The following is a 23,447-nucleotide window of genomic DNA, read 5'->3' as shown; positions in this document are numbered from 1 at the left end:
AACAACCAATAATTTCACACTTCTCAGTCGATTCCCGACATTGTCACGGCGATTGGGCAGGTGATGAGCGGAATTGGATGTTTGGGGCATCGCCAGAGTGGCCTACGCCTACGATCGAACGCCTCGCTCCCACAGCGTTCGAGCAATCATCTTCTCATCGCGCTGGTGGACGACGGCGCGCAATACGACCGCGAAGAAGCCGCCGACTATGGCGCCAATCGAGTTCGCGATCACGTCAAGAACGGTGGCAAATCGAGCACTAAGAAATACGGCCTGGCTGAGCTCAATAGCCACGGACAGGGCAGGGCACACAATAAGGGCGAGCCACCATACCTTCGTCGGCAGGATCATCACCACGAGAAAGCCCAACGGAACGAACATCAGCACATTCGCCGAGAACTCTAGCTTGCTGTAGCCAAACCATTCGGGCACTCCGGTTCGGTGCAACACTTCGAGAAATTTTTGAATTGAGGCTTGGTAGCCCTGATCGAGCGGAGTAGGCCACATCGTTGCCAACAGCACGACAAGGACATAGGCAATCAACACGATGACTGCGGTCCATTCACGGACCCTGCTCTTCGATGGCGCTTCGTTCAAGACAGTTGCGCCCCCTTCAATAGCATCGCTCAATCCTACGTTGAGCTACTCACCCCCTATCCGACACCCGTGTAATCATGTTCCCAAAAGTCGAGTGCGCCACCCCATTTCAGCCGACAGAGGAACACTTCGTCGCTACTTGGTTCGTCGACCCGCGGAACGCGAGTCGCAGCGAGCTTTCGAAAACAGACTGAGAGGATCGGCCATGCTTGAAGCTGCCAGGACCGTTGGCTTCACGGTTTGATTCATTACACCGATCGAGAAACCAATCGCGAGATACCAGAGAACCAGCGAGCCCTCCGACAACATGCCCCAACCGGTCATAGTCACGAGGGCAAGCCCGGGGAGAGTGACGAACGTCGCCACAGCCGCACCGTGAGCAAAGCCAGTCTTTGGCCACGAACGCACAGCTGATACGTACTGCCATGCCACCGGCACGAAGACCATCATTGCACCGATGGCACCAAGTTCCGCGACGGCCAGCAGAGCAGCATTGTGCACGGGGAAGCCCTCGGCCGCGAGTGAGTCCCCCACCCCAACAACAGCAGAATACGAGTTGGGGCCGATGCCGAACCAAGGAGCCGAGGCAATCTGTTTCAGGCCTGTCCCCAAGAGTTCCGCACGGTCACCGCCGCCGGGATCCGAGAGAAAGCGAGGAATCACAAGAAGCGCGAATGGCACCGCAGCGACGGCTGCAAGGGCCGCCGCAATCAGACGCCCTTTGATGGAACGACGGTTGTCGAACAACACCCAAAGCACGACGGCGACGAGCACTGCCGCAATGTTAGAACGTGCCTGAGTCAGAGTCGTTGCAACTATCCCGACCAGAATCACAGCCCAGGCAATGCGCGCGATCCACTTGCTCGAATCGCGGGTGAAGGGCAGAACCATAATAAGCAGCACAAGTACGGTCTTGCCGATTACACTCGGGTGATTGAACGATCCGATCGCGCGGAGCTCAGGGATGAAATGGTTAACCTCGTTGGTGAAGAGAGACACCGGAATTCCTGCCAGCTGAGCCACGCCCAGAAGCAGCTGCATGAGAAGGATCCCAAGTGCAGTGCTCACCCAGAGCAGCCTCAACTTCCGATCGGTCAGCATGGACCGTCCGATGGCGCCTCCCACCCCGACTGCAAGTAGAGCAGTGATCAGATGGACGTTACCCGACCATTGCGCGGCGGTATTTCCCCACAACATCACCGTCAAAATCGAAACGTAAACCAGGAATCCGGCCGCGAATACCAGGCTGAGCCGAACCGCGCGATCCCGAAGCGCTGCGACCACAATTGCGGCCAAGGCGATTGAGTAGGTCATCGGTATGAAGATGCCGTCGGTGATGCCATAGTGCACTTGCGGGAGACGCGTCGTCGTGAGCGGGTACGGAGCCAGCGCCAGTGCTGCAAGAAGGACGAGGCAGAGGGCCCGCCAGAGTCCGATCAGAGGAACGACAGCGGCAAAAACGAGCAGCCCAGCGCCAGCCGCGACCATGAGAAGAAGAATCATTTCGGAAGCTCCTGCACTGGCACGGTAGCGAACGTCTGGGAAAGGAACTGCGAACTAGTCTGCAACGTTGGCAATAGAGGCACTCGCCACCAAACGATTTTTGCGCCGCCAGACCAAGCCAGCTGGATAGCCAAGCATCTTCGACACATCACCCAGTACGACCACGAACGGCGCTAGCAGAATTGCCCCTGGCCACGCGGCGCCTACTGTGTTGCGGAAGAAAAGTACGCGCCGAAACGGCTGCGACATGTAGATGAAGAAGCCAGCTCCAAGTGCAATCCACCAGAAGGGGCTGGCGACAAGAGCGAGCACGACGAGCGCAAGTCCGCCGAGGTAGGCGCCGTAGCGGATTGCATGCCGACGTGCCCAGAGCTGTGCCTTGCCGTCTCCGCGAGCATAACGGTAGTACTGCTTGGCAAACGCGGTGAACGAGGGTCGCCCTTCCCACCGCACAATTGCATCGGGGACGAATCTAAACGTCACTCCAGCATCCCTCATCGCGATGTCAAAGATGAGATCTTCACAGTAGTCGAGCCACTCCGGATACTTGCCGCCACGTCTCCAGGCTTTTGTGCTGAAACCAATCGACCGACTGGAGGGAAGAAATTTCTCTGGGTCGATTTCGGTGATTGTCGGTGTGATGACCGCGGCGATGAGCGTGGAGAAAAAAGTTCCTGCCAACGGCTCGAAGAACCCGGAAGCAACCTCAGCGCTCTCGAGACCCGCGAGAATCTTCTCCACCCAATCGGAATTGACTTGGGTTCCCGCGTCGGTGACAAGGATCTTTTCGAAAGACGCGAGCTCGATGGCCCTATTGCGTCCCTGAGAAATACCAGCACCAGGGAGCTCCTCCAGCACGAGTGTAACGCCGGAGGGCGGCTGCCAAGCGCGCAGGATGCTCAACGTGGAATCGGTCGATCCTCCGTCGACGATCACGATCTCACTGGGCAGAACCGTCTGTGTTGTGAGGCTTTGCAGAAAGGTTTCGATCCCGCTTGCTTCATTGAGGAGGGTCATAATCAGCGTCGCGGACGCCGGTGCTTTGGGATTGGCGGCCGAAGAGCTCATGCTGCGCTCTCGTTTCGGTTCGAAATCGTACCTTCAAACTGCTCGCCGTTTGCGGCGCGGGTGGTGGGATTCGAGTACGGGTGGGCCCAACGCGCCATACGGATTGGCCCGAGTAATGCCGGGTACCGAGAGTAGAATTTCGCCATTGAGGTTAGCTCGCGCTTCCACGCGTCAACGTTGAAGGATGTGGTTTCCCTCGCCCAACCGTGGATCCATCGCACATCGCCCAGCACGTGAACTGGCACTCCATGCTTCCACGCGCGCATGCCTAAATCAGAATCTTCGTAGTAGACGAAGAAGTGATCGTCCCATGCCCCAAATTTGTCGAAGGTCTGACGTGTAGCAATCACTGCCGCCCCGATCAGCCAATCGACCGCGATCTGCTCGCCCGGTTCAGCGGTTCTTTGATACCCCGACGTGCCGGTCTCCGACTTGAGTCGGTTACGTATTTTGCTTGGCAACGTCGCAATTCCCCGCCCGTTGGGCTGCAGCGAGCCGTCGGGGTTGATGAGCTGCGGTCCGATTACACCACCGAGGCTCTGCACCACGCGTTCAAGTGCTGGCAATGTAGAGAAATCCACGGTGACATCGGGGTTCACGAATGCGATGAACTCTCCGCGGCTCTGATTCATGCCGATGTTGTTTGCCGCGCCGAATCCGAGATTAACTTCGAGGCGGATCACCCGCGCGCCGAGTGACTCTGCAATGCTCACCGTGGCATCGCTGGAGGAATTGTCGACAACGATCCATTCAGCCCCTGCCGGAATGGTGGCAGACCCCCAATAGGTCTTCAGGGCGTCAGCACTGTTATAGCTAACGGTGATGAAGCTCCACCTTGGAACCGCCGCTATGGCTTCGGATTCTTTACCATCTAGCTGCACTACGTGCCCTTCGGCTGCCTTGGGCAGCATGTGTTGCAAATGCCGCGATGAAACCGGCCGCGAGACCAAAAAACAGCCCCAACGCGATCGCAATCGGCATGCGCGGAGACACCGGCGACGAAGGTAATTGCGGCGGTGAAACAACCTCGACGAGTACCGGCCCCCGTTCCTTGGAATCCGGGTTGCGCTGTTCTTCGCCGATGACGCGAGCCGCTTCGTCGGTGACGGCGGAGCTCGCGTCGTAGGCGAGCTGCGGATCGCGCTGTGCCACAGTAATCCTAATAATTGAAGTTCCGGTGCGCGCATACGCTTCCGTCAACTGCTTGAGGTCAGCGGCCGAAAGCTTACCGTCGAGTCGCTTGGCTGCGCCATCGAGCACGTATGGAGTCGAAATGTATTGGGCGTATGAAAGCACTGAACGCCGAGCAAACGAAGCGGCGGCCTGCAGCTCTTCACCGCTCGCTTTAGCTGCAGTTCCAACGCTTACATAGATTTCGCTACTCACTTCATAGCGAGGGGGCACGATGAGAGCGACGGCGACGGCGACGCCAACACCTGAAACAGTTAGCACCAGAATGAGTGCCCAGTATCGCCGAAGCATGGACCAGTACTCTGGCAGTTCCAAAATTATTGCCCCCACGCTTCCAGCACTTCAGCAGCTAATGCTCGCAAGTAGTCTACTCTTGCATAGTTCTGCAGTTCGCCTCGCGAAGACGGTGATAGTGCGGGGGAAAGAAGTTCATGAGTTCACTAGGCCAAAAGGCCGTTCGCGGCGGAAGCATCACACTGCTGGGCCAGGGAATAAAGCTCATTCTGCAGCTCGGTGGACTCATCGTGCTCGGCAGAATTCTGCCGCCCGAACAGTTCGGGCTCGTGGCGATGGTCACTGCCATCAGCGGTTTGGCGGATGTACTCCGCGACATGGGTCTCTCATCTGCCGCAATTCAAGCAAAGACGTTGAGCCGCGGCCAACAGTCGAACTTGTTCTGGCTGAACTCGAGCCTGGGCCTCGCTCTGGGCTTCGCCGCACTCGTGCTCGCGGGTCCGATCGCAGATTTCTATGGCGATGACCGCCTCATCGGAATCACGATGGCACTCGCACCGATGTTTCTGTTCAACGGCGTGCAAACACAGTTTCAGGCAACGCTCGCCCGAAACTTGCAGTTTCGTGCACTCATGTTCACCGACATCCTTTCGCTCGCGGTGGGGCTAGCCGGCGCAATCGCTCTTGCTCTTATTGGCGCCGGCTACTGGGCGCTTGTGGGCCAGCTCGTCTTACAATCACTCACTCTTTTGTTAGGTCGTGTCGCTGTCGCGCGTTGGTTTCCGGGACTCCCCGATCGATCGGCGCCGACTAGACGCCTCCTCACGTTTGGCGCCAACCTGATGGCAACCCAGTTGCTGGTCTACGCAAGCAGCAGTATTCCCAGTGTGCTTGTCGGTGCACGTTCCGGGGCGCAAGCGCTGGGTTTCTACAGTCGAGCATCCCAGTTGGTCACATTCCCCATCAACCAACTCTTCACCCCTATCACAAACGTCGCGCTACCGGTGCTCTCGAGATCGCAGGATGACCGCGAGCGTTTCGACCGACACCTTCTCCGTTCTCAAATCGCCCTTGGCTACATCGTCGTGCTTACGTTCGCGGTCTGCATCGGCGTGGCCGATTCAATCATTCCGTTGGTGTTCGGGGAGGAGTGGGCTCCTTCCGCCCCGCTCTTCCAGATCCTCGCGATCGGTGGCGCCTTCCAAGCTGTCAGCTATCCTACCTATTGGGTGTTTTTGGCACGGGGCCTCACCGGCTCGCACCTTCGGTACTCGCTCATTTCTCGATCAATTGTCATTGTCTCAGTGCTCATCGGAAGCGTATCCGGAGTGTACGGAGTTGCACTTGGCTACGTCATTGGTGTGGCGATTGGCTGGCCACTTTCGTTGTTGTGGTTGCGTGGCCACGACGCCGGCCCCATCCGGGCGATGTTTGGAAATGGCCTCCGGGTTATCCTGGTGGGGTCGGTTGTCGCCCTCGCCGGTCTCGGAATTTCGCGCCTGACGGTGAACGACGCCGATATCCTCCGCGTCGTGTACGCGCTTCTAATCTGTGCAGGCACCACGGTTTTGCTAGCCTTCGTCGTTCCAGATGTCAGGCGCGACCGCGTCATCATCGTTCAGACCCTTGCCCACCTCAAACCGGGCTCATCTGCCGGGGGAAAATGATCGCGTACGCCTGCGCGAACCGCTTAAGCACACTTCTGGAGATTGCCCATGAAAACGACCAAGTTGTTCTGGTGGTCCCCTCGCCGCGCGCTGAGACTTGTACTGCCCGAGGTTCGGCACAATTCGGCAGCATGGCTGCACCTAGGGCGTGAGACAAAACGCCCACTCTTTAACTTCGGTGACGAGCTTTCGCCTCTCATTGTGCAAGCCATCAGCGGCCGCAAGGTTGAGTGGAGTGCAGCTCATTCTGCCGATATGGTGGCGGTCGGCTCGGTCTTCGAACTTGCTACCCGCACCGCCAGTTCCGCAGCAGTCTGGGGCACCGGCCTCCGCGCCAACACCGATGCCGAGGGCGCCGAGAGACTTCTCAACAACATCGGCCCCATCTTGGCTGTGCGCGGTCCAAACACACGCTCAGCTCTGCGCCTCACCGAGACAACGCCGTTGGGTGATCCCGGGCTCCTCGCTACTCGCCTAATCGATCGCGCACGTGATTGCTCGGACAGCACACTCGTGATTCCGCACTTCTCGGCATGGAACTCGAGACATGGGCGTCGACAAATCATGCAGCTCCGAACCCTCGGGTTTCAGATCGCCCAACCGTCGCTCGAACCGATGGACATGATCGGTCGCATTGCGAGAGCGCGTTTCGTTCTCTCATCGAGTCTGCACGGAGTTGTAATTGCCCACGCGCTCGGGGTGCCCACGCAGCTGCTCGTGAACAGCACCACCTCCGTGCGCGAACCGATGTGGAAATACCACGACTACTTCGCGTCCTTGGGTTCTGCAGTGAACACCTTGGAATTTGATTGCCTCGAGGACGCTAGGGCGGTTGATCAGGCATTCGTGGCACGTGAGTCCGACGCAGCTTCCTTGCAGGATGCCGCAGGAACCCTTGCCGCCGAGCTAGAGTCCGCTCTTCGGACGCACCTCGCCTAACGACGGTTGGCCAGACGAGGATCTCACACTTCAGAAATCTCAGTGACGCCCTCGATTCGCGATAGGCACAGCTTCCGGGCCGATCACGACGCGACCGCCAACACGGCCGGAGCCGCATCAATATCAACACCGAGCAGTTCGTCGTAGCGGGCCAGCGACGCCCTCTCGACAACGGCCAGAGCGGCGGACCGGCGGGCGCTTTGGGCTTGAAACTGGGCTCGGTGAGCTCGGCCGCGCGGGCAACGTGGCCGGAGTCGGTCATGGTCAGTTGCCGGGCCCACTTCCGGCGGTGCTGGACGATGTGGACCCCGTTGTGGTGAACGGCGGCGGTGTCCAGGCTCGCGGTCACGTCCACGGCGCGGTCGATCACGGTCGGGTCGGGGGAAACCGATCTTCCACAGCGACCGCGGCGCCCAATTCGCGTCGGCGCAGATCACCGATTTTGCCGCCGCGAACGGCATCACCCGGTCGATGGGATACACCGGAAATCTCCTGGGACAACGTCATGGCCGAGAGCTCCTTCGCGACCCTGAAAACAGAGTTCTGCTACCGCCGTATCTGGCCCACCCGAGCCCGCGCGATTCGTGACGTCGCGGCGTGCATCGAGGAGCGCTACAACCGCCGCCGCCGGCAATCCTCGATCGGGCACGTCACACCTGTGGACTTCGAGTTGCAATACTCGTCACAGGCCGCAGAGATCCAACTCGCCGCTTAACCCGTGTCCACTCTCCGGGGCCAAGGCCACATATTGACTAGTCCGCTCAAGCGTTTCAGATACTATCAACCAGCGCTCCTGGACCAGCCGGGAGGAGCTGCGGCTGGCGATCGTGCACTGGATCGAGGCGACGTATCACCAGCGTCGACGACAACGAAGCTCGGCACGCTCACACCCCTCGAGTTCGAGACCATAATGAAGAGTGCGGTCGCTCTGGCTCCATTAGGAACCGAGTCACCCAGATCTTCAGCAGTCCCGAACATCACCAAATTCGGACGAGGATCAAACGTGCGCAAGACTATGGCCAGGCCTCAGCGCACGATGCGCTGTTGGATACGGGGGATAGATGTCAGAAACGCGAACGAGCCTGCGGTCGGAACGATCGCAGGCGAAGAAGAGTTCGGCGACCCGGTTAGATATCCAAGGCCTCCGAGCGCTTGCTGTCGTCCTCGTCATCCTCAACCACGTGCTCCTCATCCCTACCGCGGGATTCATTGGTGTCGATGTGTTCTTCGTGATCAGCGGATTCATCATCACAGCGCTGCTCCTCCGCGAGTATGACAAGTCCAAGACGATCTCGTTCAAGGACTTCTACGCCCGCCGAATCAAGCGCATCCTCCCTGCATCGCTCCTTGTACTCGTGACGACGTTCGGTGCAGCGACACTGTTGCTTCCGACAGACCGCGCACAGAGCGTGGGTGGAGACACACTTTGGGCGACGCTGTTCGGAGCCAATTGGCGCATGATGGCGACTAACGTCGACTACTTCACGGAAGGTCTCACACCGTCACCGTTGCAGCACTACTGGTCCCTCTCGATCGAGGAACAGTTCTACTTCGTCTGGCCGTGGATCATGCTCGCCGCTCTTCTCCACGTCCGACGCAAGTATCGTGTCCCTGGGCTCGCGAAGAGGGTGCTTATCTGGGTCATCAGCGCGATCGTAGTGGTCTCGTTAGCATGGTCCGTGTTCGAGACCATTACCTCCCCTGCTAGCGCATACTTCTCATCGTTCACCAGATTCTGGGAACTCGGCGTGGGTGCTCTCGCGGCCGTCGTGATGAGCGTGTACGGGCGAGCCCTACCAGCCCGCATCGGGATGGCCACGTCGTGGCTCGGTCTTGGAATCATCATCGCCTCCGCGTTAGCCCTCAGCGAGGCGACACCATTCCCCGGATACGCGGCGCTTCTCCCGGTCGCCGGGGCCACACTGATCATGGTCGGCGGGTTCGGTGCTTCCCCCACGTATAGTCGCGTTCTTGCCCCTCTCACGAATCCTGTTGCGGTGTACATCGGGAACCTCTCGTACTCGCTCTACCTCTGGCATTTTCCATTGACGATCCTGCTCCTCTCCGTACTCCCAGTCGGGCCGACGTATTACGTCGCTGTCCTCGGCGGAACGCTTGCACTCTCAGTTCTCACCTACCACTTCGTCGAGAATCCGATCCGAAATGCCTCGTGGCCGAATCGGTACGGCGTCCCCGCAAAGCGCTGGCGAACCGCGGTGCTTGCGGTCGGCGCCGTCGCGGCGGTGATCCTGGTTCTCTCCAGTTCTCTCACCCTCCGGGAACAAGGAGCAGTCGAGGCGGCCGCGATCGCTGAGGAGCTTCGCTTGGATGGAGTGGCCAAGAAAGCCCTTGCGGAGGATAGCGCCGATCAAGAGGCCGCTCTCGCATTGGCCGCAGATCAAGAGTGCCGCGGTGCGGGATCGCTCGATCCGGCCAACACCGGATGCGATGTGAAGAGCCTCACGCTTCGCCCCACTGTCAGCGGACTTCAAAGTGACATCGGATCGGCCGCAGACCTCGCTTGCAGACGCGGAGAGAATGACGCGCCGGTGACCTGCACAATCGGGAGCGCCGAGCCTGATGCGTTGAAGGTCGCGCTGATTGGCGATAGTCACGCCGGCATGTATCTCCCCGCCATCCGCGAGATCGCCGATGAACAGAACTGGTCGGTCACGACGTACATTGGATGGGGCTGCCAATGGGGTGGACCGAGAGCGACCGATGGATGCGGTCCACAGATCGAACTCGCCAACACCGACTTCACCGATGGTTCCCCTTACGACGTCATCCTCAGTGCGGCGTCACGGAAGACCACCTCAAGTTGGAACGACGCCCAGGTCGAGCGCGCTGCGAGCATGATTCGCGCGGCTATCGATGCGGGCAATTCGGTCGTATACCTAGAAGATGTCCCAATTCCGTCTGACGAGTCGCTACTGTGCCTTCAGCGCCCCGGGCTGAACTCGCTGGTAAATGACTGCGCGACCTCGTACTCGAAGGGAACTGCCGCGGAAGACAAACTCGCTCGTGCGGTCGCGTCTGTCCGTGACGCGCACCTCGTGAGCCTCAACGACCGGATCTGCACGGGCGACATCTGTCCTGCGATCGTCGGGCAAACAATCACCTTCCGTGACACTGCCGGACATCTCTCCGTGACCTATGCGAAAAGCCTTAAGCCCTACCTCCAGCAACTGGTGCTGAACGCTCTCAACTAATCGAATGTGCACACACGCACGCAGAATGTGTGGGGTTAGCGGTCGGTGTTCGCGACCATGTGATGGCCACGTGGTGGAAGGAGTACCGGTAATGGTACGGAAAATCAAGGCGAAGCTGGTATTGCAGCTGCGCAATCAAAGCCTGTCGCGAAGAGCAATTGAGTCCGATCATGGGGGTCACGTCTCGCGGATCTCGAGCTGCTACAACTACTTCTTGAGGTCCGTGTAGAGCGCCCTGATTCGCGATCTGCACGTATCGCGGCATCAATATCTGTTAGCGGCCGTGCCAAACTGCCCATATGCGGCCACGGAACATCGCCTCCGGCGCCACCGGCGGGAGCCCGGGCATCGCAAGCCCGGGCGATGTTGACCAGGTCTCCAATTGATCACAACTGCTGTGACCGGCGCACTGGTCGGGGACACACATATTGGTTTCGTGGTTCGCAAGGCCCCGTGGGCCAGGAGCCCCGCGACATCCAACTGCGCTTTTCCGCCCGACCTGGTCAAGATGCCTCGGATGATCGAGCGGAATCCGGAACGTTCGCGGCCCGGCCAGCTGCAACCCGGCCCCTGAATACCACTGCGAGCCGACGGAATGGCGATCACGTCGAGCACCAAGCCGGCGCCCACATCGTCGAGGCTGACAACCCAACCGGATTCGGCGTCGAGCAACGTCACAATGTCGGGTACAGCCGCCGCGGCCGCACCGTCGGCGAGCACCAACAGGATCTCGTTCTGGAACTCCAGCCCGATGATGCGGCCCGAGCTTTCATTGACCAGGGTGAGGGTGAATGGTTGCGCCGGGAGGCCCGGATCGGTCGGGCCCGTGATCGTTGTCGCGGGGGCCTGGCGAAGGGCGCGGGCTACCAGGTCGGTCTGCGGTGGGCACAGACTCACGTGGATATTGTCGGGTGCATACGGCTTCAGGTTCGCTGTCCGTACCAGGCAGGCCGCTAAGCGAGGACTGACTTCCGCGAGAGCTTGCCGATTGGTTTGAGTCCTGTAACGCCCTCTTCGTCCGCCCATGGCGTTGTGGCGGCGGACGTGTAACCTACGACCATCATGAGCAAGAGCAGTATGTGCATGTACATAAGGCCCCACCCAGTCGCGGCAATTACCGCCAGCCCCGGAAGCGCTGAGACGAATGCGAGGGCAACGAGGCCACGTCGCCCTCCCTTTCGAATGGTCATGACCGCCCCAACGATCACCACAACCAGCGGGACGGCTACAAAGATCGAGCCGACAAACCCCAGCTCCGTGAAGGCCAGCAGCAGCGCCGAATGCACAGGCAGTCCGCCCGCCGCCAAGGCGCTAATCTCGCTCACGGTCGACAGATAACCGTTCGGGCCCACTCCGAACCAGAACGTTTTGCCAATCTGGATCAATGCGCTCTCAAGAAGCTGCGGCCGACTTCCACCACTAGGGTCTGACGAATTTCGCAGGACCAAGAGGATGATGACAGGCAGCGCCACGACAACCATGATGGCAGGCATGACGATGCGACGGATGAGCCCGGCGCCGGGACCGAAGACGAACCAGATCCCAAGCGCGCCGATGATCGCGAGTGTGTTGGCGCGGCTGAACGTTAGAGTCACCAGCACAAACGCCGTCGCGGTGCCGGCAAGGGACCAATTCCTCGCCGCTCGATTGCTCGACCGAGTCAGCGGGAGCAACATGACCACCAGGAGAATCAGGATCTTTCCGAGATTCCCCGAATGCCCGGCGAATCCACTCACTCGGGGGATGGTGAGCGCGCCGATCTCTATCGTGCTGACGCCGGAAAGCCCCACGATCTGCATGACCGCCCCGACTGCATGAGCCGCCACTGCGCCAGTGACTACCACAGCCAGGAATGTCTCGCTGATCTGCCCACGTCCTACTCCGCGCGACAGCGCCCACCCGAACCCCCAGGCCAAGGCAACGAAACCCCACTGGGCGACGCCCATCAGCACGTGCGGAGGGGTATTGGATTGCGCGACGACGACGACAAACAGAAGTGCAGGAAGGAACAGCAACGGCGGCGCAATGCCTTTGAGTACCATCCACCCGGGCACGATGAGTACCGCCAGAATTAGCGCTATCTGGTATGAGGCAAGGCTCCAGGTAGCTCCAGCGGTGGTCGTGTGGGTCGCGGATGCTTCCCCCCACGAGAAGACCTCTATTGGGAATACGGTCAACGAAGCGATCACCGCGACCGTGGCGGTTGCTAGACCGCCATGAGAAGTCCAGACAACCAGAAGTAACGAAACCAGTATCACTGCTGTCGCTATCAGCGTGAGCATGATTCCTCCTTCGCTGAGCTGGACGTCGTGCGAGTACCCCGCGCGCTCATCGCAATATTCCGCTTTCTCGAAGCACGCTCTCGTGGGGCATCGTAATCGATTCCACGACGCGTGACACTTCGGGGGCGCTGGCCGCCGCCGCGGCGCGCACAGCATCGTCGACGTCATCGAACGGGCTCCAGGTGGCCCCGATCGACTCGTAGTAGTCCCGATACTTCATGATCGGCTCTTCCGTGCGAGGAGTGACGACGATGCCCGGGCGTCCAAGAGCATGAGCCCAAATCACGCCATGCAGCGACGATGCGATGATGACTTCTGACTCGCAGATGGCGCGTCCGACGCTCTCCGGCTCCGCGTCAATATCGCAGATTGCGTAGTCCTCCGTTGAAGAGAACTGGTCGCGTTCGCGGTAGTGCGGGATAAACAACACACGACCCGGCGTTGGTCTGATGACATTCAGATGGGGGAAGATCTTGCCGATAAGCATCCCGGGGTCGCCCATGAACTCGAGCTTCGACACGTCCTGTCCGCTATCGGCCAGTGCCTTTGCCGTGAGAGGTCCGCGAACGCCGCGTACCGTCATCTGTCCCGAGTCCCGTGGGAGATCTGCCCGCTTCGCGCCGACCCCGTTGAGAAGATCTCCCGCTCCGGCGCGCTGGGCAATCGATCCCACGAGGAGCAAGCGGCCACCGACAGACTCCGAGTTTCTTATCTTCACTGGGCCGTAGGCCCACTCGATCAGGTCACGGTTGAAGAGGTCGCCCGCGTTGCCCACGCGAAAACGTCGGCGACGAAGAGGGTTGCGTAGCCCCGAATCGGGGTCCCAGTAGAACGTGCTCAGGGCCACAGGTCTTCCTTTCTGACATGCGCGAAGGAATAGCCCACATCGTTGATCCCGTACGAGAGATCGAATCCTTCAAGGCCGTATTGGAGGCCTGCGAAGTATGTTGCTGACAAGAGACCACGGTTGTGCCGCGGGAGACGGGGAAGCGTTGATGCGAGCGAGTGGACGAGCGGACGACCACCCACGTCCAGTTGAACGTCGTCGTTCACGGAAAACTGCACTCGCACGAGTCGCCCGAAATAGGCTCTCCTGCGGAGGACCCTTAGCTTTTGGTGGGCGACCAACCAAGCGACCCCATCACCGGAGAAGCTCAATTGCGTGCCGATTGTGAGAGCAGAGCACTCTTCAGCCGAAGTAGCCGGGCGACGCGCGAAGACGAGGGGCGAGCCCGAGCCCAGCTCGCCCTCGCGGAGTGCGATTGTCACGGTCGGGGTAAGCGAATAGATGGCTCCAAGCTCGCCCTTGCTATCGAGATAAAAAGCCCAGTTCTTCTCGATGATCTGCCGAGCGTCGACAACGCACTCTTGCGGCGCTTCGATCCGCGGCCACAGCTGCTGCAGGTAAAGGTGGTTGGGCTCACGTGAGCTGAAGCCGGTATTGAAGGTCACGTAAACACGCGCATCCAAAACGACGAGCTTGGGGTCGGCGACATTTCGGATGCCGTAATTAGACGCGATCTCTGTGAGGTCAGCAACCATCGATGGGCCGTTGCCATCACTGGTGGCATAGAAAGCACGGAAAGGTCGAGCGCCGGGCGTCGATTCGCCGCGGAAAGCGACGTGCGTGGTCCCGTCCAGGGCCGCAATGCTCGGATTGAAGACGTTCGAGAGCCCCGCGGAATCGGCTAGCCCCGCTAGTTCCGCATTGCGCTCTGCCCGCCCATATCGTTTCAGCGTCAACAGGCTCATTCCTCCACCGCCGACTTGGATCGGCCGAAGGATCGGCGGATCACGGAGTAGATCGCCTTGAGGTCGCGCCGCCCCAGAAGGAACACCAAACCACCATACACAGCGAGACAGATGAGCGCTGCCGGCAGCACAAACGTCACGATGGGCACCGGCGCATCAGCCCAGCCAGTAAGCCCGAGGCCCCACGCGACACCCACAAGTCCGACGGTGGCGACAGTAGGAGCAACAAACCTCGCAAGATAGCTGCCCGCTGACACGCCGCCGTAGCGACGCAGCGCGGCGATTCTCACGGGCCAGTATGCCACCTGCCTGATGGTGCGTCCCGCGGCTACCGTCGCTAGACCGAAGGGGACCGCAGCGAGCAGCACGACGGTTCCGAAGGCAAACTGACCGGACGCCACCGAAAGTGATGCCGCTCCGCGCCCCTTGGCCAGCAGCACGCTCCTGTCGAAGAAGGTCACAGAGGCGAGCATCGCGGAGGGTGCCATGAGCATCATGAGTGGCACGCTCGCATCCCAGCCGGAGCCGAAGAGGAAGGTCGTGATCTCGCTTCCGAACCCAATCAACAAGCCGAAGATTGGAAAAGCAATCACGGCACTTCCGAAGGTGAGCGTGTAGAAATACGACAGGAACCTCGACTGGTCATGCTGTAGTCGCGAAAGGGTCGGCAGTGAGATCTTCGCGAGTACCGAGGCGACGACTTCCATGACGATTGTGAGGATTCGCTGCGCCATGAAATAGAAGCCCAGTTCTGTCGCGCTGAAGAAGATCCCAACGATGAACTTGTCCACGTTCGACTGAAGTGCGTTCATGAGTTCGATGAGCACGACCTGCAGGCTGAAGGCCCACATTGACTTGAGAGAGGCAAGTGAATAGGTGAATCGCGGCACCCAGCGGGCGGCAGCCCACAGGATGACCGTGCCCACGAATGCCACGACGACAGGCTGAAACACGAGAGCCCAGATGCCGGCGCCCGTGAGAGCCAGAACAATAGCGACCGCCGCGCCTGTGAACGCACCACCGAGCTGGCGTATGGCGAGAGGTTTGAACTTCAGTTCACGCTCGAGCAGCGCGGCAGGAACACTTGCGAGGCCCGCGATAGGGAGTACAAGGCCCAGCACGGGGACGATGGATGACAGCTCCGGTTCGTCATAGACGGCGACGAGAACCGGGGTGAGGGCGAGCACTACTCCGTACAGCAACACCGACCCGACCACGCTAGTCCAGAAAGCAGTCCAGATGTCTGCCTTCGTCATCTCGCTGCGCTGAACGATCGACTGGGCTAGCCCATATTCGACGAAGACGCCGATGATGGTGGTGAGAGCAGTGGCAAGTGCGATGAGGCCGAATTCTGACGGGGGCAGAATCCTTCCCAGGATGACGAAGACGAGAAGCGTGAGGAGGCGACTGATCCATTTCTCCGCCGCGATCCATGGCAGTCCGCGCACGGCTCTGGTCGACAGGGTCTGTACATCACTCATTCTTACGCTCGTCGGATGGCAGAGCTACGGCACTATCATTCTGACCTTCTGGTGCAGGTCGGGCACTCGACGGACCTCGAGTCATCATTTGCTCGATTGATCGTCGCGAGAGAAGGCCGCCGAATCCAATAGCGATGTTCTCGGGGCTCGGAACACGTTTAGCGGCAATGATTCTCTTCAGGACTGCACGCACGCCCTCCCCCGATCTCGAAGCGATCGCGTATCGGAGCGTTTGAGCGGAGAGGAAGTCTACGTAGGTTCTGGGAACTTCCTTCAGCCGCGCGTCGGCCCAACCGAGCGAACCCACCCAGTCGGTGCTTGCGGAGATGGATGTTTCAGATCCCGTTTGGATGAGAGCGATTGCCTCCTCGACCTGAACAAACTCCGCATTGCCCAGACGCTCAAGCTGAATGAGCCAATCCCAGTCCTGGTGCCGACTGAGGAGCGCATTCCACTCAACTCGCAACGCGAGCTCCCTCGTACACAACAGCGTGGAGGTATACATCGAAGCGCGCCCCACGTGAGGCTTTCGCTCACGGAAAAGGTAGTCGGCGACCGGCTCGCCCTGGCGAATAAGGCGGTCTGGCACACTTCTCGATCGCGCGCCGCTGCGGGCGTCAACGTGAATGTGTCGACCACCGGCCACCGTATTCTGCGGAGCGTCCGACGACTCGATGAGGCGAATCTGCGCGCTCAATTTATCGGGAAGCCACATGTCGTCGTCGTCTAGGAACGCGACATAGGTTCCCCTCGCCGAGTGCACTCCCTGATTGCGAGCGAAGGAACCGCGTCGCTCACCCCCGGTGAAAAGGACCTGGTCTGCGAGGCTACTGACTGCGGGGTCGACAACCCAATCATTCGCGCGGTCGAAGACGACGATCACTTCGACGGTGAGCTCACCGTTCTGGGCGCGGACGCTTTCAATCGCGCGCGCCAGTTCCGGGCGGCTCACAGACGGGATTATTGCACTGACATCGAACTTCGCCGGAAGAGAGTGCCCTGAGGCAGCATCTGCGGTACGACCAGCGCCATCCGCGCTAGACAAGGGCGGCGGAATTCTGGTTCTGCGATGACACATGGTTGGCCACTTGAGCCAGCCGGACGGTGAGCTCAGCGAGTTGAACTCGGTTAGCGTCAATGCCGGCCGCAGTCACTTGAGCCAACTGCGTCAGATCCTCAGCGCTCAGGTCGGGAGCATCCTCGAACTTCTTGCCCTCGAACTTCCCCACAAACTCGAGTCCGGCCGCATCGAAATGAGCCGCGATCTTTCCCCTGGAGGCCTCAACCCAGCCGAGAGGGATGGCCCCTTCAGTGGCTCCGAGCACCAGGCCGTGAAGGCGATCCCCGATGACGATCAGACAGCGCTGATACAGCTCGCGGACGAGCTTCTCCTGCGCAGCGTGGGAAACTCCCGGATCCCAATTGAGAACCTCTCCCCCGAGATCGTTCGCGAGGCGCCGCGCAACATCCCTGTCGGCTTCAACCTGCACGACGGCGATCGGAAGCATACTGCGGGTTGCGATAAGTCTTCTGGCCCAACTCAGCCACTCGGCGCTGGGATAGTCACGGTCGCCTCGAACGACGAATGCGATGCTGGTTCGTGACGCCTCGCCTGCCCAGTCCGAACGGAGAGACCCGGTGGCGAAAGCCCAGTCTGGTGCGACCTCTCCAGGTACGATTCTCACGCTGGGACCAGCCTCGCGCCAGACCTGAAGCGCTGTGCGGCGAGCCACCCACCGGTACGGTGCCAGGAGCTCAGTGCGGTCGGAGGCGGGCACGGTTCCTCCTAGCCACACTGCTATTCCGCCACGCAGACGCACGAGAGAAACTCCGACACCTAATGCGAACATGAGGCCTGCGATAGCCGGGCGCACTCGAACCTCTCCTGCGTTAAGCGCGAGGACGGTTCGTCGAGACAGCGCGCTCTTCAGCAGTCGCGCGTACCAGCCCAAGAACGAATGGGTGACCCGAACGCCCGCGGGCACGTCGAGGCCTGTGAGAAAATCGGCGCTGGCGCGACGTACCCACAACTCTGTGGGCCCGATCTGGCTCAGTGCGGCGACGTAGGGGCGGCGCAGCAACGAGTCGCCGATGTTCGTGGTCTCTCCGGTTATCCACGCGAAGACGGGGGGCGGCTTCATCGGTCGGCTCTCCTCCCATTGCGCACCGCAGCTAGCGCTTCGTCAAATGCCGACCCATAGAGCCTCGCCACCCGTGGCCAGTCTCGATGCGTCATGTCTGGTCTCGACGACCGCCCCGCGCTCCGTAATGCTGCGAATGCTTCGAGCAATGAATCGGTCGTGAATTCGCCGTGAAAGAAGTGTACCCAGCCACTTCCGACCTCGGAGGCAAGTAGGCGCGTTGTAGGCGTATCAGGAACGAGGACCGGTCGATCGAGCGATAGCGCCACAAGGAGCATGCCTGAATTGTGGAGGTCTCTGTAAGGCAAGCAGACGAGTTCTGCTCGGGAGACCTCATCCACGAGGATGACATCAGGAACGAATTCCAGTAGTGCGGAGATTCGTGGATCGCGATTCACAGCTGATTCGACAACGTCTCGCAGCTCTGCAGTAGGACTTCCCACAATCCGAAGTCTCGCCTGAGCATCGGCAAGCCCCTCAAAGGTCACCAAGAGATCTTCGATGCCCTTGTAGGGGCGGATGAGCCCCGCGCTAAGGAGGCGCCCGCGCTCCGGGTTCGACCGGGGCATGTGAGCGAATCGGTCGCGGTAGTGGCCGTGTGGGATGTACTTCCCGACTCCTCGAGGAATCTCAGTTATCTCGTTTATCGTGACAAAGTAGTCAGTCTTCTTGTCAATGAAGCGCAGCACGGCACGATCAATGGACGATCCGGGCTCGTGCGGGCCCTGGTTATGCAAAGTCCTCACGATTGGCACGCGCTTCCACCCGAGTACCGTGAACACAGCAAGAATGGCCGCCGACTTGATCAACGAGGTGCGCTTGTTTCGCCCCCGAATCAACACCTCGGGCCAGTGGATGTGCAGCACGTCGTACTTGAATGAAAACAGTCGAGAGATCGACAGGTAGGAGAATTCGATCCGAGGGTCGGCATCCGTCACGATCTGATCGATGTAGCGGGTCGTGCCATCTGGGGCTTTGGTCGCCTCCAGGACCCGAATCCGCGAAGTGTTACTCAGCGCCATTCGCGCATGACTCACGGGCCTCTCCGCGCAACCGGGACCTCGGGACCGACCTGAATCTATTGTGCCGCGCATTACTGCTCGCGTTTAGCTAAGGCACGCCTGCTGAAAACATCACGAAGCACTGCGATTGCCAGACCCAATGCCAACCCACTGATTCCACCGAGCATGAGGTTCGTCTTGAGTCGGGGCCCCGATGCGGCGCTGGGAGGAGTTGCGTCCTGCACGGTCGTGACCCAGATGGATGATTCAGACTGATCCGGCCGATCTTCGAGCTTTTCAATGGCATCCGTCAGGCTGACCGCCACCGCGTTGGCCAGATCGGCAGCTGCCTGCGCGCCTGGCGCTCCTCCCGCGATGACAATCTGTGATGTTCCAGATGATGCAGATACCCAGACCCGGCCCGAGAGCTCCGCCACAGTCGTGTCGAGCCCAAGGCTTTCGATGACGGGTTCGAGTACGTCCGGTGTGCTTGCCAGCCCGGCATAGGTACGGACACGGGTGATGGCCGGGTCGTTCTTGATTTTCACGGGTACGTCGCTTGTCGGAACTACCGAGGAGACGACTATTTTCGCGACGGCACCATAAGTAGGCGTCTGAAGAGCTGTGTAGGTACCGCCCGCTGCAAGCCCGACTACGGCGCTGATAAGGACAATCAGCCAGCTAGTGCGAAGAACGCGGATGTAGTCACTGAGTTCCACGCTGCGCGGCGCCTCCAAAATTGATGATCTGATGCCTCTGACTATGAGGCGGACTGAATCATCCTGCCATAGTTTCGCCGATAGACAGACACTGGCGCCTTGGGTGAGCAGCGTGGCTATGGGCGATCGTTGTGCGCCGAGGCGACGATCGCTGCGTCCGTCTGGCCTTGACCCCCGTTGAGTGGACACCTCACAAAAGAGAATGTTCACGATGGCAAGAACACGTCGGGAGTTCGCTCCTGAGTACAAAGGCGAAGCGGTGACGCTGGCCATCACCACCGGTCGGGCGGGCGCGACCGTCGCCCGCGAGCTCGGAGTCAACGCGGCCACGCTGGGCCGCTGGGTGACCGCGTTCAAGGTCCGCAATGCGTCCGGACAGACCGAGGTGACGGAGCCTAAAGGGCCGAGCCGCTGCGGCTGCCGCAGATGTCCGTCAGGACTAGGCGTCATTTCTTCTCCGCTGATTATTCATCTCCATGGATTCAGCCGAACGCCACTCGTTCAGATGGGCGATCACAGCTGATGGGGATCCAGACTGCATACCATTGGTATTGTCAAGTACCGGTGAATTCGCTTTGCGCATCGTGGCCTGACAATAAAACGCTGCTTCGGTACACGCAGGTTTCATTCACGTCGAACGCCAACTAGAAGTGGGACTCCTTGACGCGACGTATGACCCTTCCAAACGCGAGTACGCCTGCTCGTCCGATGAACAGACACGTCCGACGCGGTCTCGGTGTCATTCTGCTCGTCGCCGCTATCGCCACGACCTCCGCCTGCACTACGCCCGCGACGCCCCAACCCACGTTCGCGCTCTCGCCGAGCATGCCGGTCGAAAGCGCTCCGACTTCGGGCACGGGGACATCGTCGCTTTCGGCCGCAATCGGGTCTGACAGAACGAGACTCGACGTCTCGGGTCTGTTGAATGCGTCCCAAGGCGGCTACGGACCGACGCGCAACTTGAATTGGTTGCCGGAGCAAGCAGCACAGATGTCCAGTATGGGCCTCAACGAAATTCGGATTGATCATGTCTTCGACGAAGACATCTATGGGGTCGTGCGCGCAGATGCGGCGGGCACGATCACTTATGACTTCGCGGCGCTGGACCAGGTGCTCCTGCCGCTGGTGGACAACGGGCTTCAGCCGTTCCTGTCGTTGTCGTACACTCCCCCCGCGCTCGGCCCCACCCTCTTCGGCCCGCCCACGTCAATGGCCGCATGGGGTGACGCCGTCACCGCGCTCGTCAGCCACTATCGCGATCTCGGGCACAGCGGCTGGGGATACGAGGTCTGGAACGAGCTCGACACCGATCACTGGACCGGCACCATCGCGCAGTACAACGAGATGTACACCGCGAGCGCCAACGCGGTACGAGCGGCCGATTCCACCGCGCTTGTCGGAGGTTCTGCTGCATCTGGAATGGATTCGGCCGGCAACTGGTCTGGGCAGTTCATCGACTATCTGGCAGAAAACCCCTCTGTGCCGGCCGACTTCTTCTCAGTTCACGCCTACCGGTCGGACGCTTGGAACGAGGGTCCTGCGGCACGCAAGCTATTGGACGCCGCCGGCCGACCGGGCCTGCCAATCTATCTGACCGAGTGGAACAATGTCTCGATCATGGAGCAGGGGGTCGGCAACGGTTCCGACACCAATGCGAGTGTTTCTGGGTCGAGCTATGTGGCGAAACGCCTCTATCGCGCGATTGGCTCAGAAGCGACAAAGTTCTTCTATTTCACACCGGTCGAAGGTCTGAGGTTCAACCTCCCCTACAACGGCGATCTAGGCCTTGTCACTGTCGACGGACATCGGAAGTCTGCGGGCAATGTATTCGAGATGTACTCAGAACTAGAGTCAACGGTGCTCCCCACCACGATCACCGGTGCGGGTTCGGAGAACGAGGATGTCTACGGCCTCGTCACGGCGAACACCAAAGGAACGTCGGTCACTGCTCTTCTTTGGAACAACACTGAGAACGATTCAAGGATGGCCGTGAATCTGAAGGGGCTTCCTTTCAAGGAAGCGAACTTCCGTGTTCAACAGAAGACGGTCAGCGGAATACTCGGCAACGGTTTTGCCGATGGCTCGACCGAGGTCGTTCCGGTGTATCCCAGCGCGAACGAAAACGCGCCGGTCACGAGCGACACGTCGCGGAAGCCGGCCACGGCCTATGAAGAGCAGATTGTCATTCCGGCGCATGGCGTCGTCAGCATCGAGATCAGCCCGACCGACGAACCGGTCGGGACGATCAGTCGCTCCGCCGAGCCGTCACTGACAAACATCGCTGCTGTGGCATCGGGTGCTTCTGTGACAGTCAGCAGCACAGTCGAGGACACCGTCAAGGGCTGGAGCGCTACCAAACTCACCGACGGGCGCCGTCACAGTTTTGAGTTCTCGAAAGCTCCGATCCGTGGTTGGAGTTCGGATCCTCACGCAGAGCCCACCGCCACCGAGTCGATTCAGGTAGATCTGGGCTCGGTCAGACCGATCGACACCGTGGTGTTGTGGCCGCGTGACTCCCAAACACTCCATGCCGCTGGGTTCCCCGACGACTTTACGATCCAGGGTTCCGTCGACGGAACCACCTGGGTGCCGGTGCACACGGCAACCGGCTACACGATCGAGAAGCCCGTCTCGGGCCCGCAGACTTTCGAGTTTGCCGCCGCCGAGTTCCAGTTTCTGAAGGTAGAAGCGACTGTGCTTACGGACGGCGCCCGGGACGGCACCCCCGCCTATGCTTTCCAGCTTAATGAGTTCGAGGCGTACCGAACCGGCGTCGTCAATGGCGGATTTGAGTTGGGGACGCTGGATGCGTGGGCGTCGACCGGCAAAGCCACGGTGCAATCGGTGTCGACTCGGAGCGGACAGTACGCGGTGGAACTCACCGGCAAGGGCGCATCCGTGTCGACACAGGTCACCGGCCTACTGCCAAACACGACCTACACGTTCGGTGGCCACGTGCGCCCTCAAACGAGCAAGGATGCCGCGACGATCATGGTTGGCGGATTCGGCGGCAGCGACGTCTCAACGAAGCTGTCTTCGCCCCGGTGGGCGGCAGGTTGGGTCACCTTTACCACTGGACCCACCTCGACCAGCGCCTCGTTCACGGTTTCGAAAGCCGGCAGTAAGGGCAGCGTCTGGGCAGACGACTTCGTTCTGACTCAAGGCCTGACCGACGCGGCGGCGGGCGTCTCACCGTCCTCTGAGCCGGAGCCGTCAACCAAAGACTGATCACGCAATCTCCGCACGCCCGCGATGAGTGGGACCGCGCGGATCCACGTCATGTTGCTCAGGCTGGCCCCTGTTCCTGTAGCCACCGAAGTCGCTGCTCCGGCTGCTGGCGCGATCAAGGTAGCGAGGGAGAAAGTTGGCGGCGTTGCGAAAGACGAACCGGTCCCTGTTCTGATCCTGCAGCGCTGTTGAAACGAGCGGGGTCGGTCTGATCGCCGAAAGCTCAGGAGAATCCAGGCGAACACTCCGGCGCCACTAACAATATTTGCGCCAACGAATAGATTCATCGCTGTGCCGCAAAGCATCGTGATCAGTATCAGACATACCGTGAGAAGACTGACGGAGCGCGCTAATACGCCGCACTAGTCGGCGGGCCTCCACGTCGGTCAGCCCGAATGATTACGGCGATCGCGAGGGAGCTGAGCTGCTTGC

Annotated in this window: 20 protein-coding genes; 6 read left to right on the top strand and 14 right to left on the bottom strand. The window is 60.2% G+C overall.

Translation table 11 applies throughout. From position 1 onward, the window contains the following. Positions 1 to 108: 108 nt before the first annotated feature. From ABD791_RS20960 to ABD791_RS20940, 5 genes are all read right to left on the bottom strand, one after another. Complete coding sequence (locus ABD791_RS20960) at positions 109 to 630, bottom strand: VanZ family protein (RefSeq protein ID WP_345069898.1); 522 nt, start codon at positions 628 to 630, stop codon at positions 109 to 111. A 102-nt stretch (positions 631 to 732) separates the two neighbouring features. After that, positions 733 to 2,100: an O-antigen ligase family protein gene (locus tag ABD791_RS20955; RefSeq protein ID WP_345069897.1), complete on the bottom strand. Its 1,368-nt coding sequence runs from the start codon at positions 2,098 to 2,100 to the stop codon at positions 733 to 735. 54 nt (positions 2,101 to 2,154) lie between these two features. Continuing rightward, on the bottom strand, positions 2,155 to 3,168 hold the full coding sequence (locus ABD791_RS20950) for a glycosyltransferase (RefSeq protein WP_345069895.1): 1,014 nt from the start codon (positions 3,166 to 3,168) through the stop codon (positions 2,155 to 2,157). Then, complete coding sequence (locus ABD791_RS20945; RefSeq protein WP_345069893.1) at positions 3,165 to 4,079, bottom strand: glycosyltransferase family 2 protein; 915 nt, start codon at positions 4,077 to 4,079, stop codon at positions 3,165 to 3,167. The genes ABD791_RS20950 and ABD791_RS20945 overlap by 4 nt, the downstream gene beginning before the upstream one ends. Further along, positions 4,033 to 4,689, bottom strand: a complete 657-nt coding sequence (locus ABD791_RS20940) for a YveK family protein (RefSeq protein WP_345069892.1) — start codon at positions 4,687 to 4,689, stop codon at positions 4,033 to 4,035. The genes ABD791_RS20945 and ABD791_RS20940 overlap by 47 nt, the downstream gene beginning before the upstream one ends. 101 nt (positions 4,690 to 4,790) lie before the next feature. Here ABD791_RS20940 and ABD791_RS20935 point away from each other — a divergent pair, with 101 nt between their 5' ends. The 4 genes from ABD791_RS20935 to ABD791_RS20920 all read left to right on the top strand — a co-directional run bounded on the left by ABD791_RS20935 (position 4,791) and on the right by ABD791_RS20920 (position 10,411). Then, positions 4,791 to 6,260, top strand: coding sequence for a lipopolysaccharide biosynthesis protein (locus ABD791_RS20935; protein ID WP_345069890.1), 1,470 nt, complete (start codon positions 4,791 to 4,793; stop codon positions 6,258 to 6,260). 48 nt (positions 6,261 to 6,308) lie between these two features. Further along, entirely contained in the window at positions 6,309 to 7,199 is an 891-nt protein-coding gene (locus ABD791_RS20930; RefSeq protein ID WP_345069889.1) for a polysaccharide pyruvyl transferase family protein, read from the top strand. A gap of 244 nt (positions 7,200 to 7,443) precedes the next feature. Beyond that, a complete protein-coding gene (locus ABD791_RS20925) occupies positions 7,444 to 7,914 on the top strand; it encodes an integrase core domain-containing protein (protein ID WP_345069888.1) in 471 nt (156 codons plus the stop codon). 346 nt (positions 7,915 to 8,260) lie between these two features. Beyond that, a complete protein-coding gene (locus ABD791_RS20920; RefSeq protein ID WP_345069887.1) occupies positions 8,261 to 10,411 on the top strand; it encodes an acyltransferase family protein in 2,151 nt (716 codons plus the stop codon). Between the two features lie 264 nt (positions 10,412 to 10,675). On the opposite strand, the gene ABD791_RS21290 is transcribed toward ABD791_RS20920, so the two are convergent. From ABD791_RS21290 to ABD791_RS20880, 9 genes are all read right to left on the bottom strand, one after another. Then, positions 10,676 to 11,437: an S-methyl thiohydantoin desulfurase domain-containing protein gene (locus ABD791_RS21290; RefSeq protein WP_425562279.1), complete on the bottom strand. Its 762-nt coding sequence runs from the start codon at positions 11,435 to 11,437 to the stop codon at positions 10,676 to 10,678. Beyond that, positions 11,365 to 12,693 carry an O-antigen ligase family protein gene (locus ABD791_RS20915; protein WP_345069886.1) on the bottom strand — a complete coding sequence of 443 codons (1,329 nt, stop codon included), beginning with the start codon at positions 12,691 to 12,693 and terminating at the stop codon, positions 11,365 to 11,367. The genes ABD791_RS21290 and ABD791_RS20915 overlap by 73 nt, the downstream gene beginning before the upstream one ends. Before the next feature lie 46 nt (positions 12,694 to 12,739). Beyond that, positions 12,740 to 13,540, bottom strand: a complete 801-nt coding sequence (locus ABD791_RS20910; protein WP_345069885.1) for a polysaccharide pyruvyl transferase family protein — start codon at positions 13,538 to 13,540, stop codon at positions 12,740 to 12,742. Then, on the bottom strand, positions 13,531 to 14,445 hold the full coding sequence (locus ABD791_RS20905) for a glycoside hydrolase family protein (protein WP_345069884.1): 915 nt from the start codon (positions 14,443 to 14,445) through the stop codon (positions 13,531 to 13,533). The genes ABD791_RS20910 and ABD791_RS20905 overlap by 10 nt, the downstream gene beginning before the upstream one ends. After that, positions 14,442 to 15,926, bottom strand: a complete 1,485-nt coding sequence (locus tag ABD791_RS20900) for a lipopolysaccharide biosynthesis protein (RefSeq protein WP_345069883.1) — start codon at positions 15,924 to 15,926, stop codon at positions 14,442 to 14,444. Before ABD791_RS20900 ends, ABD791_RS20905 begins: the two co-directional genes overlap by 4 nt. Then, positions 15,919 to 17,004: a glycosyltransferase family 2 protein gene (locus tag ABD791_RS20895; protein ID WP_345069881.1), complete on the bottom strand. Its 1,086-nt coding sequence runs from the start codon at positions 17,002 to 17,004 to the stop codon at positions 15,919 to 15,921. The genes ABD791_RS20900 and ABD791_RS20895 overlap by 8 nt, the downstream gene beginning before the upstream one ends. Further along, complete coding sequence (locus ABD791_RS20890) at positions 16,964 to 18,067, bottom strand: hypothetical protein (RefSeq protein ID WP_345069880.1); 1,104 nt, start codon at positions 18,065 to 18,067, stop codon at positions 16,964 to 16,966. Before ABD791_RS20890 ends, ABD791_RS20895 begins: the two co-directional genes overlap by 41 nt. Continuing rightward, on the bottom strand, positions 18,064 to 19,089 hold the full coding sequence (locus tag ABD791_RS20885; protein WP_345069879.1) for a glycosyltransferase family protein: 1,026 nt from the start codon (positions 19,087 to 19,089) through the stop codon (positions 18,064 to 18,066). The genes ABD791_RS20890 and ABD791_RS20885 overlap by 4 nt, the downstream gene beginning before the upstream one ends. Before the next feature lie 71 nt (positions 19,090 to 19,160). Next, positions 19,161 to 19,787, bottom strand: coding sequence for a YveK family protein (locus tag ABD791_RS20880; RefSeq protein ID WP_345069878.1), 627 nt, complete (start codon positions 19,785 to 19,787; stop codon positions 19,161 to 19,163). A gap of 211 nt (positions 19,788 to 19,998) precedes the next feature. Here ABD791_RS20880 and ABD791_RS20875 point away from each other — a divergent pair, with 211 nt between their 5' ends. Then, a complete protein-coding gene (locus tag ABD791_RS20875; RefSeq protein ID WP_345069877.1) occupies positions 19,999 to 20,310 on the top strand; it encodes a transposase in 312 nt (103 codons plus the stop codon). Between the two features lie 467 nt (positions 20,311 to 20,777). Then, positions 20,778 to 23,015: a GH39 family glycosyl hydrolase gene (locus tag ABD791_RS20870; protein ID WP_345069876.1), complete on the top strand. Its 2,238-nt coding sequence runs from the start codon at positions 20,778 to 20,780 to the stop codon at positions 23,013 to 23,015. Positions 23,016 to 23,447: the final 432 nt, after the last annotated feature.

Origin of the sequence: Glaciibacter kafniensis (assembly GCF_039538945.1) — a bacterium.
GTDB lineage: Bacteria > Actinomycetota > Actinomycetes > Actinomycetales > Microbacteriaceae > Cryobacterium > Cryobacterium kafniensis.
The sequence above is the reverse complement of the archived record's forward strand: the minus strand, read 5'-3'. Positions and strand labels throughout refer to the sequence as shown.

Excerpts from the sequence above, each read along its gene's own strand:
- ABD791_RS20955 (WP_345069897.1), bottom strand. The coding sequence starts at position 2,100 with ATGATTCTTCTTCTCATGGTCGCGGCTGGCGCTGGGCTGCTCGTTTTT.
- ABD791_RS20950 (WP_345069895.1), bottom strand. The coding sequence starts at position 3,168 with ATGAGCTCTTCGGCCGCCAATCCCAAAGCACCGGCGTCCGCGACGCTG.
- ABD791_RS20945 (WP_345069893.1), bottom strand. The coding sequence starts at position 4,079 with ATGCTGCCCAAGGCAGCCGAAGGGCACGTAGTGCAGCTAGATGGTAAA.
- ABD791_RS20935 (WP_345069890.1), top strand. The coding sequence starts at position 4,791 with ATGAGTTCACTAGGCCAAAAGGCCGTTCGCGGCGGAAGCATCACACTG.
- ABD791_RS20930 (WP_345069889.1), top strand. The coding sequence starts at position 6,309 with ATGAAAACGACCAAGTTGTTCTGGTGGTCCCCTCGCCGCGCGCTGAGA.
- ABD791_RS20920 (WP_345069887.1), top strand. The coding sequence starts at position 8,261 with ATGTCAGAAACGCGAACGAGCCTGCGGTCGGAACGATCGCAGGCGAAG.
- ABD791_RS21290 (WP_425562279.1), bottom strand. The coding sequence starts at position 11,437 with ATGGGCGGACGAAGAGGGCGTTACAGGACTCAAACCAATCGGCAAGCT.
- ABD791_RS20915 (WP_345069886.1), bottom strand. The coding sequence starts at position 12,693 with ATGCTCACGCTGATAGCGACAGCAGTGATACTGGTTTCGTTACTTCTG.
- ABD791_RS20905 (WP_345069884.1), bottom strand. The coding sequence starts at position 14,445 with ATGAGCCTGTTGACGCTGAAACGATATGGGCGGGCAGAGCGCAATGCG.
- ABD791_RS20900 (WP_345069883.1), bottom strand. The coding sequence starts at position 15,926 with ATGAGTGATGTACAGACCCTGTCGACCAGAGCCGTGCGCGGACTGCCA.
- ABD791_RS20895 (WP_345069881.1), bottom strand. The coding sequence starts at position 17,004 with ATGTGTCATCGCAGAACCAGAATTCCGCCGCCCTTGTCTAGCGCGGAT.
- ABD791_RS20890 (WP_345069880.1), bottom strand. The coding sequence starts at position 18,067 with ATGAAGCCGCCCCCCGTCTTCGCGTGGATAACCGGAGAGACCACGAAC.
- ABD791_RS20885 (WP_345069879.1), bottom strand. The coding sequence starts at position 19,089 with ATGGCGCTGAGTAACACTTCGCGGATTCGGGTCCTGGAGGCGACCAAA.
- ABD791_RS20875 (WP_345069877.1), top strand. The coding sequence starts at position 19,999 with ATGGCAAGAACACGTCGGGAGTTCGCTCCTGAGTACAAAGGCGAAGCG.
- ABD791_RS20870 (WP_345069876.1), top strand. The coding sequence starts at position 20,778 with ATGTCCAGTATGGGCCTCAACGAAATTCGGATTGATCATGTCTTCGAC.